Below are 6,179 nucleotides of genomic sequence, written 5' to 3' on the forward strand. Positions count from 1 at the left end.
GATTGACACCGGCTACTATGCTCTGGTTGCGGCCGAGATGGTTTTGGCAAGTGAAACGAAAAATCCGGCATATCCCGCAGTATTCTGCACCGCATTTGTCGGGCGCTTGATTCTCTCGCCGGCATCGGCATCAGCCATAATGGCAATGCGGACCACTGGACCCAATGTAGGGGCAAGGAGGGGTCCCCCGCGATCGCGTACAGCTAACATCAAACCGGGGCATCAGTCTTACGCTCCGGTGTTCAGTCCGCTACCGTCCGAGCGTTTTGGGCTGGGCGAGGATTTGTACGTTGAAATGCCATCAGATGCGGTGGATTCCAGTGCACGGAGCGCAACGCGTGAAGGCGATTCCGTAGAGCCCTTGAGTTCCGAGGCTGCAGCCACCCTCTTCGTGGACGAACTTTTTGCCATGGGGCTCGTCGACACTGACGTTGACCGCGATGATGACGAGGGCAAGAAAAACGAGGATCGTGCCCTGGAGCGCACGACCCATCGCCTTAAACGCGTAGGCAAGCAGCTTCGGTTGATAAGAATCAGAATCAGCTGCCGAAGCGAACACGCCTGCTCAAGGGCATGATCAACAGGAGGTCGGAATGTCAAATACATACAGGAAGTTTTTTAATCGCCGCGCCAAATTGATCGCTTCAGTGGTCGGTGTCGGTCTCTGGCTCACCCTCGCGGCTATCGGGGAATCGTTCGCAGTAGGTTGCGAAAACGGACCGGGAATTGTCTGGCCGCCAAACCTGGCCGACGCTCCGGTGACTGATGAAAGAGAAATCCTGAAATTGATTCATCGCTTTCACTGGGCCCTGGACGACCACAAAACGATGCAACTAGAGGGCCTTTTTGCGGATAATGTAACTTACGAGTTGTGCGATGCCGTCGGGGATCAACTTCAGAAAACGACGGGGAAGGATCAGCTGGGGGTCTATCTCAAGACTTATTTTAATGAGCTTACGTTCAGAGGCACACAGACGCGGCATATCGCTAGCAACACCCTTCTCAATTTCGTTGGTGCAGGCAATATCCAGGCGAAAACGACGGTCGTCGTAACACTTCAGCACCCTGATATCGAAACACCGGTGCTGGACTACACCGCCGTGCTAAGAAGCGTGTTCACGACGGACGGAACTATCTGGAAGTTTTCGCAACTCACCCTCATCCTGGATGGACCGAAACTCGAATTGCGAGCTCGATGAACCGGGATCGAGAATCGCGCGGTGAGGTATTTTAGCCAAATCGTCATCATAGGAGCCGCGGCCATCGCCTTGGCTCATAGCACGAGTTGKCCCGGAGCCAGAACTGTTGACATGGACGAGGGTTTGTTTGCCGAGACTGTGCAGAAATGGAATGGAACTATCCTTTGGGAGCCGGCATCGGCGAGCGGCAACATAGTCAGCAGGTTCGGCGACGAGGCACGCGCTGTGTTCGGTCCGATCCCTGACGGAGATTGCTCGGACGGTGCTGCAAAGACGATACCGCTGCAAATTGACGGCAATATTGTCGATCTTAAACCGAACCCCGGCAAGCCGAATCATCCGCTGGAATTCGAACACCGTGATATCGACGGGAAGATAGTCAAATGGACGAGCGGTGTTGCACAGTGCGACAAGCCTTCATTGACGGGAAGCGCCACCTACTGCGGCCTGAACTCAAGGCTGAACCGTGTCGAGAATGGCAATGTGGAATGGCTTTTCCTCTGCCGCAAATCGAGCCCCAGCCTCGAAGTAGAACCCATCCCCTACTGGCAGCAGTCAAATCCGAAGTTTGCGCTGTTCGGCGTTATCGGGTTCAACAGAAGCTCGGGCGAGATCGTGTTCTTTGACGGCAGAAAAGACCAGAGCGAATTCGACTGGTCGCAAAAATTCGTGCCGCCGGGCGGACGTTCCTACACGGACAGCCAAGGTCGTGCCGAAGCAGAAGCCCTCTATGATCCAACGTTTCAGGTAGAGTGCTCAGGGTGTCACGACAACAAAAGCGCTTACGTCATCAACCCCAACATCCAGCAGGCGAGAGTGGGCTATTTCGCTGGAAAGCAGGATTCGGTAGCGTCTTCCTTCAGCCTCGGTAATTTCCTCCCGGCGCCGCCGCGCGGCAGGTCGACACCATTCCGCGTCGTGGGATCGGGCTATACCGCCACCCATCGGGTCAATCTCGAACGCGCCATGACCGTGCGCGATCCCACCGGAAACTGTACGGAGTGTCACACGCTGACGACACAAACCACCGGGCAACGCTTTTCGGCTGATGCAGTAGCAAGGGATCCAGCTATTTCAGAACCTGACAGGGCGCAGTTCTTGCGGCTGCAGGCAGAACGGAGAAAACTATTGGAGATAGACGCGCATAGGACGGAGTGGGCGTCGCGATCCGGTGCGGGGAAAATCCATCCCTGGATGGTTCCGATCGATGGAAATGAATTGTCGGCTCAACCACCCGAAATCAGCGCCTCCGACTGGAGCGTGTTGAGCAATTGCCTGTGGGGCGCGGGGGGAAACGAGTGCTCTTACGCGCCGCTTTATACGTCCTGTCCCGCACCAGAAGCGGCGATGCAGGGCGATAACTCGAAACCTGAGGACCTATCCATTGCCGTTGTAAGGTCACCGGGTGGAGAATTGATTGCCAACCGGGTAGTTCGGCTGAACTGGCGCTATCTGAACAGTTACGGCAATATTCCGCAAAGAGACGACGTGCGGTTCAATGTGGCGGTCAAGTCCACGGAAATCCCGACATCAGGTGCAGCGCCGTCGCCACTGGATTATCCTGGTTTGGAGGAAGCAACGGATAAAAATTTTATCGCCATAGACGGCGAGACGGGGACATCGGGTTCGGCCACGCTGATCCGCAACGTTTCCTATTTCGGCCATTCGAAATTCACGGATCCTGTCCCGTCAAAGGATATGCGGGCCTTCAGGCTGGATTTGCCTGCCCAATGCAATCGCCGTTATCTCGTCCGCATAGTGCCCAAGAGATTTTGCTTCGATCAAAGCAGCATCACCTATGGGCAGGCCGACCATCTTCTCTATGCTGACGTCTCATGCGATTGAAGAAGGCCGATCATTCTTGATCTTTCCATCGAACGAACGCCTCAGTTCCGTCAGGCTTTGGGCGGCCTTCTGCTCCCACGAGCGCGCTCCTTGTTTGCGCGCAAAAGCAATGGCTTTTTTAAACAATGCTTCGGCAAAGCCGGTCGCATTTTTCTTGCGCAGCACTTCGCCTTTCAGCCGGAGCAGCTCCGCGGTGAAATAGTTTTCATTGGTGTTGCTCACGAGATCCAGCGCTTCGTCGACGGCGTCAGATGCCTTTTCGATTGCCTGAGCCTGGAGATAGCATTCCGCCAGCAGTCCCAGATAGCAGGATTTGTCGATCTCCTGATCGCCGAGGTTATCGCAGGTCTTCCGCATCTTTTCCAAGCCGTCAAAGTTGCGGTCGGCGCGGACCATGGCCCAGCCCTCGAAGAACGAGCCCATATTCAGCCACAGCTGAAATCCGTTCTCCGTAGCCAAAGGGATGAGCTCGTTGGTTAGCTCGCGTAGTTTGATGACATCATTGCGCAGTGCCAGCAGAATGCAGCCATTGCCAAGGCAGGCGGCAAGTCTGTAAGCCGACTGCTGACGTGCATCGAGTTCCGCAGCGTCATAGAGGTCAATTGACCTTTGATGTTCACCGAGCAAATGCAATGTCCAGGCTAGGTAAAGCATCGGCATGCTCGGAAAGTCGCTGCCGATCGTGTCCTTATGTGCTGCGTACGCAAGCGAACGTTCGAGATAATCACGGGCACCTTTGAGATTACCCTGAGAAAACAGGCTCATACCCTTGAACTGCAGTCCCAGTACCCGCGCCTTGATATGATCGCGTTTTCTGCCGATGTCGAGCAACCGGTCGCTTGCCCATTCGGCATCGGCAAAGTGCGCAGAATTGAAGGCCGTACCGAAGAGACCGTCGAGCGCCCGGACAGGCGATTCCGTATCGCCGAGCTCGTCGCTCAATCGCATTGCATTTCGGTAAGCATCGCTACCTTCGCGCGTGACATATCCAAATGTCGCGTAGTGCACGTCGCCGATCTCCAGCCAGAGCCGCAACTCCTTCTCTTTGCGCTCGAGCGTTGCCGGAAGCTTATGCAGGCATTCGACGCCATGTGCAAACATGTTTGCGGCTTCTACTTTGGCCCAGGTCTTGCCAACATTCAGACCTGCAGCAAGCCAGCAGTCTGCCGCCCGTTCCAACTCGTCTGCTTCGGAATAATGTTGCGCCAACAGCTCGGGGTGTTCTGCTGCCAATTTGGGATAGATCTTCTGAATGGCCTCTGCAACCTTGCTATGAAGTTCGCGGCAACGTTCTCGCAACAGCGTGTCGTGTGCGGCCTCCTGGAGCAGCGTATGTGTAAATATATAGCTCTTCCGGTTGGGCTGGGGCGCGAACAATCCGGACTCAACAAGGTGGCGCAATGCGGAATTCAGGGAACGAGCCGACAAGCCGCTAAGCCGGCTTAGCAACTTGAGATCGAATTCCCGTCCAATGACAGAGGCGGTTTGAGCGATCATCTTGCCAGGACCAAGTTTGTCGAGACGCGACAACAGCGAAGATTGCAGCGAATTCGGAACCCCGACGGACTGCTCCCGCACCTCTGACTCCGAGGGAAAGAGTGGGCCGCCTGTCTCGAGAGCTGTCCGCGCCAATTCTTCGACGTAGAGAGGAACACCCTCGGCTCTGTTCAGCACAGAGGTTTGAATTTCGCTCGGCAGGGGTTTGCCGCCGCTAACATTGCTGACGAGCATACGAGCTTCGTAGTCGCTTAGCCGCTTGAGTGCGATCTTGTGCAAGTTTTCACCCTTCAACGGCCGGCAAAGTGTCTTCTCACGTGTCGTGATAAGGATCAGCATCGGGAATGATGCCACCTCTTCCAAGAGCGCCTCAAGCACATCGCTTGAAGAAGGGTCGATCCACTGTTCATCCTCGATAGACAACAGGACGCGGTTGATGCGCGATACGTGATGGAGCCAGTCGATGATTATCCGATGCGAAACACTGCGCTGCCGTGGGGCCGTCAGTTCAGAAGGTGGGTAACGCCGCTGGTCGATGGAAAGCAAACCCGCAAATATAGGCAGGGATTCAGCGAGGGGAACGTCGCTCAGAGCGAGAATTGCCTCGAGTTTTTCCAGACCCTGCGCGGGATTGTCGCCATGAATTCCGGCATAGCGTTTGAGCAATGTGAGAAATGGGAACAGAGCGCTGTTGGAGTATGCGGACGAACACTGAAGSGTCAAATAGGTACATTGCGGCATACGGCGCTGAGCTTCGAAAATGAGCCGCGACTTGCCGATACCGGCTTCACCCGAAACGAGCGCTGCCTGTCCGCGGTTTTCTGCAACCACCTCTCGCCAGAGTTCGAGCACCTGGGACATTTCGTTGCGGCGGCCGACAAGTTCCGTCAATTGAGTTCGTTTGGCGAAGCGGTTCTCTAGAATTCGCTCTTTTTCGGCCCGCCAGACGTGTATCTGCTTGGAAAAACCTTTCAATGTTTGCTGGCCAAGGTCGGTGAATTCGAATGCGCCGGCGGCATTATCGTGAGTCTGTTGATCCGTCAAAATCGTTTGCGGCTGGGCCATTGTCTGGAGCCGCTGTGCAAGGTTGGGTATCGATCCCAGGGCGACCGTAGACACGCCTGCAGGCGCTCCGAGAAAATCCCCTACAACCACGAGGCCACTTGCTATTCCTATCCGGACCCGCAAAGGCGGTCCTTGTGCTACCGAAATCTCGGGTACGAGCCTCAGAATATCGAAGGCCAGAGCAAGTGCATGCTCTGCGTCGTCTTCTTCAGCAATCGGATAACCGAATAGTGCCTGAAAGGCGTCGCCAATGTAGTTGGCTGCAATGCCGTTGTGGTTTCTCACCGCATTGTTGCATTGCCGCAGATAGTCTCGCGTCAGTTTGCTGAAATCCTCCGGATCCAGCAGAACCGCATATTCGGTTGAATCCACCAGATCGCAAAACAGAATGGTCAATGGACGGCGCTCGCCCGAAATTTGGGATAGCTCGCCACTGCCTTCTTCGATCAATCGCGCGATACCCGCGAGAATCTTTTTTCTGGGACCGAGCGGAATCCGCATGCTCTGCAGGTCACTGTCCGAGAGGAGGCGGAGACTATCAAAGTCGACTTGAGATTCCGCGAACGCATCGGC

Annotated in this window: 3 protein-coding genes and 1 pseudogene; 3 read left to right on the forward strand and 1 reads right to left on the reverse strand. The window is 55.4% G+C overall.

Annotated elements, in window-relative coordinates:
- The 3 genes and pseudogenes from ACXJ5O_RS16155 to ACXJ5O_RS16165 form a co-directional block, all read left to right on the forward strand.
- Positions 1 to 577 (forward strand): annotated as a pseudogene (locus ACXJ5O_RS16155) (hypothetical protein); the annotation flags it as partial.
- Between the two features lie 16 nt (positions 578 to 593).
- Positions 594 to 1,199 (forward strand): nuclear transport factor 2 family protein, encoded by a 606-nt coding sequence (locus tag ACXJ5O_RS16160; protein ID WP_457300779.1) that lies wholly within the window; start codon positions 594 to 596, stop codon positions 1,197 to 1,199.
- A gap of 111 nt (positions 1,200 to 1,310) precedes the next feature.
- Positions 1,311 to 3,044 (forward strand): hypothetical protein, encoded by a 1,734-nt coding sequence (locus tag ACXJ5O_RS16165; RefSeq protein WP_457300780.1) that lies wholly within the window; start codon positions 1,311 to 1,313, stop codon positions 3,042 to 3,044.
- Here ACXJ5O_RS16165 and ACXJ5O_RS16170 read toward each other — a convergent pair.
- Positions 3,033 to 6,179: adenylate/guanylate cyclase domain-containing protein (locus tag ACXJ5O_RS16170; RefSeq protein WP_457300781.1), on the reverse strand; the 3,147-nt coding region annotated here is incomplete at its 5' end. The two genes, ACXJ5O_RS16165 and ACXJ5O_RS16170, sit on opposite strands and share 12 nt — an antisense overlap.

It is taken from the genome of Phyllobacterium sp. P5_D12 (assembly GCF_054049495.1).

Coding starts and splice junctions, on each gene's coding strand:
- ACXJ5O_RS16160 (WP_457300779.1), top strand. CDS start 594: ATGTCAAATACATACAGGAAGTTTTTTAATCGCCGCGCCAAATTGATC.
- ACXJ5O_RS16165 (WP_457300780.1), top strand. CDS start 1,311: ATGGACGAGGGTTTGTTTGCCGAGACTGTGCAGAAATGGAATGGAACT.